The organism is Phenylobacterium sp. (assembly GCF_031360265.1).
In the GTDB taxonomy this organism is placed as follows: domain Bacteria; phylum Pseudomonadota; class Alphaproteobacteria; order Caulobacterales; family Caulobacteraceae; genus Phenylobacterium.
Window position 1 is genome coordinate 1 of sequence record NZ_JANMBF010000047.1, and the last position, 3,294, is coordinate 3,294.

Consider the following 3,294-nt stretch of genomic DNA (forward strand, 5'->3'; position numbering starts at 1 on the left):
ACTACGAATCTGAGGGTCGGACGTTCGAATCGTTCCGGGCGCGCCAATTTTCTGGACTTTTGTCTGGATATAACAATAAAAACAATATCCTGGCGAATAGCCACCCACGCGGTCAAGTCACACTGTGCCTCAGCTCCCGGCCAGAGCCGAGCGCGAACTTCATCGCCGATCGACCGTCAGATTTCGGAAACCTCAGACTCGAAAAACCCCGCCCTAAAAACGGGCACTTTTCTCTTGTGAATCGGCGCTCTAACATTTTCGGCCCGTCCTAAACTGACAGGCAGGGATCGCGTCAGGACCCCAAGCCGTGGGTACAGCTATTGATTTGATGAGAGAAATTGGCGCGCCCGGAACGATGGGATGTGGATTCCGGAGACTCTACTTAAAGCGAGGTTCGCAACCGTGGAGAGGCGCCCGGCTGGTACCCGAGCCATGGAGGCTCACGCTGCCGTAGAACGCCTGCAAGAACCTCGGGGTTGAGGCCGCCCAGGCTCTGCGCCTGCGCCAGCAACGGCGAGGCCACGGCGGAGACCAGCAGAAACGAGGCGATCGGTCCGGCGATCCGTCGGGTCATCCCCAGCCCATAGCAGGGGCCGGCGTCGCGGTCGCTCCCGGCTTGCTCCAACGTCAACGCAAGGCCGCGCTAGTGTGGCGGGCAATGTCAGCCTGGAGGACAGCACATGAGCGCCGCCGCCCCCTCCCTGGACGCTTGGCGTGGTCTAGTGGACCTTGGACGCCTGACCAGTTGGATGGACGACCGCGGGCTGGAGCGCGGGCCGATCGAAGAGGCTGCACGACCCCCCGGCGGCACGCAGAACATCCTGCTGAAGTTTCGCCGCGGGGACCGCTGGTTCATGCTGCGCCGTCCGCCGCTTGTCGCCCACATGGACGGCAGCGAGACCATGCGCCGCGAGGCTCGGGTGCTGGGCGCTCTGGCCGACACCGACGTACCGCATCCGAGGCTGATCGCCGCCTGCCCGGAGGAGGACGTGCTGGGCGCGGCCTTCTACCTGATGGAGCCCATCGACGGCTTCAACCCGACGGTAGGCCTGCCCGCGCTCCACGCCGGCGACCCAAAGGTGCGGCGCGCCATGGGGCTGGCGCTGGCGGACGGGATCGCCGCCCTGGGCGCCGTCGACCACGTGGCGGTGGGTCTCGCCGACTTCGGCCGCGCGGAGGGGTTCCTGGAGCGCCAGGTCGGCCGCTGGAAGAAGCAGCTCGCCAGCTACGCCGACTATCCGGGCTGGGCCGGGCCGGGCGAGATCGAGGGGGTCGAGGCGGTCGGAGCCTGGCTCGATGCACACCGGCCGCAGCGCTTCAAACCCGGGATCATCCATGGCGACTATCACCTGGCCAATGTGCTCTACCGGTTCGACAGCCCGGACCTGGCGGCCATCGTCGACTGGGAGCTGACCACCATCGGCGATCCGCTGCTGGACCTGGGATGGCTGCTGGCCACCTGGCCGGAGCTGGACGGCCCCGAGCCGGGCAACGTCTCGGTCAAGCCGTGGGACGGCTTCCCGACCGCCGCCGAGCTGGTGGACCGCTATGCCGGCCGCACCGAGCGCGACCTGACGGCCATCCACTGGTACGGTGTGCTGGCCTGCTACAAGCTGGGCATCATCCTGGAAGGCACCCACGCCCGCGCGGCGGCAGGGAAGGCCGAGGTCTCGACGGGTCTCGCGCTGCACAACCAGACGCTGGGCCTGTTCCGGCGCGCGATGCGGTGGATCGGGTAGGTTTGTGCGACGGGGAGTGTCGAAATGACGGGACGCGTGGACGGCAAGGTGGCGCTGATCACCGGGGGAGCCTCCGGGCTGGGCGCGGAGACGGGCCGCCGGCTCGCGCGGGAAGGCGCCGAGGTGGTGCTGACCGACCTGGCGGCCGAGGCCGGGCAGGCCGTCGCCGACAAGATCCTCGCGGCCGGCGGGACCGCTGTGTTCCTGACCCAGGATGTCACCGACGAAGCGCGCTGGGCCGAGGTCGTCGAGGCCGTGATGAGCCGGTTCGGCCGCATCGACGTCCTGGTGAACTCGGCCGGCGTGGCCAGTGGCGGGCAGCCGATCCTGGAGGCCACGCTGGAAGGCTGGCGGCGGGTCACCAGCATCAACCTGGACGGTACGTTCCTGGGCGTGCGCGCCGTGGCGCCGGCGATGGCCGCCGCCGGGCGCGGCTCGATCATCAATCTCTCGTCGATCCTGGGAAAGGTGGGCCAGCCGGGCGCCGCCGCCTACTGCGCCTCCAAGGGCGGCGTGCTGATGCTGACCAAAGCGGTGGCGCTGGAGCTCGCGCCGCTGGGCGTGCGCGTGAACGCGGTCCACCCCGGCTACATCGAGACGCCGATGGTGGTGAACGTCCTGCGGGACTCCGAGAACGAGAACGAGCTGCGCGACGTGATCATCTCGCGCCATGCCATGGGCCGCCTGGGCGTCCCGCGCGAGATCGCCGACGCCATCGTCTTCCTGGCCTCAGAGGAGTCGAGCTTCATGACCGGGTCGGAGCTGGTTGTTGACGGGGGCTATACGGCGGCTTGACGCCCTAATCCGCGTCCATCTTCAGCGCCGCGATGAACGCCTCCTGCGGGATCTCGACCTTGCCGAACTGGCGCATGCGTTTCTTGCCGGCCTTCTGCTTGTCCAGCAGCTTGCGCTTGCGGCTCATGTCGCCGCCGTAGCACTTGGCGGTGACGTCCTTGCGCAGCGCGCGGACCGTCTCGCGCGCGATGATCCGGCCGCCGATCGCCGCCTGGATCGGGATCTGGAACATGTGCGGGCTGATCAGGTCCTTCATCTTCTCGACCATGCCGCGGCCCCTGGCCTCGGCCCGATCCGCGTGGACCAGCATCGACAGCGCATCCACCGGCTCGGAATTCACCAGGATGGTCATCTTGACCAGGTTGCCCACCCGATAGTCCTCGATCTGATAATCGAAGGAGGCATAGCCCTTCGACACGCTCTTCAGCCGGTCGTAGAAGTCGAAAACTACCTCGTTCAGCGGCAGGTCGTAGACCACCAGGGCGCGGGAGCCGACGTAGCTCAGCTCGCGCTGGGCGCCGCGGCGGTCCTGGCAGAGCTTTATGACGCTGCCCAGATACTCGTCCGGGGTCAGGATGGTGGCCTTGATCCAGGGCTCGGCGATGGTGGCGATCTTCACCGGATCGGGCATGTCGGCAGGGTTGTGCAGCTCGAGCTCAGAGCCATCGTTGAGGCCGATCTTGTAGATCACGCTGGGCGCCGTCGCGATCAGGTCGAGGTCGAACTCGCGGCTCAGCCGCTCCTGGATGATCTCCAGGTG

The 3,294-nt window shown here is 67.3% G+C and carries 2 protein-coding genes and 1 pseudogene; 2 read left to right on the forward strand and 1 reads right to left on the reverse strand.

The annotated features are described in order from the left end of the window. Positions 1-680: 680 nt before the first annotated feature. Both RMN86_RS04250 and RMN86_RS04255 read left to right on the forward strand, forming a co-directional pair. Entirely contained in the window at positions 681-1,739 is a 1,059-nt protein-coding gene (locus tag RMN86_RS04250) for a phosphotransferase family protein (protein ID WP_309604590.1), read from the forward strand. A gap of 24 nt (positions 1,740-1,763) precedes the next feature. Further along, positions 1,764-2,534, forward strand: a complete 771-nt coding sequence (locus RMN86_RS04255; RefSeq protein WP_309604591.1) for a glucose 1-dehydrogenase — start codon at positions 1,764-1,766, stop codon at positions 2,532-2,534. A 4-nt stretch (positions 2,535-2,538) separates the two neighbouring features. Here the strand turns inward: RMN86_RS04255 and RMN86_RS04260 are convergent. Beyond that, a pseudogene (locus tag RMN86_RS04260) lies at positions 2,539-3,294 on the reverse strand (elongation factor 4); the annotation flags it as partial.

Bases quoted from the DNA above. Each gene is read 5' to 3' on its own strand.
- RMN86_RS04255 (WP_309604591.1), top strand. From the start codon at position 1,764: ATGACGGGACGCGTGGACGGCAAGGTGGCGCTGATCACCGGGGGAGCC.
- RMN86_RS04250 (WP_309604590.1), top strand. From the start codon at position 681: ATGAGCGCCGCCGCCCCCTCCCTGGACGCTTGGCGTGGTCTAGTGGAC.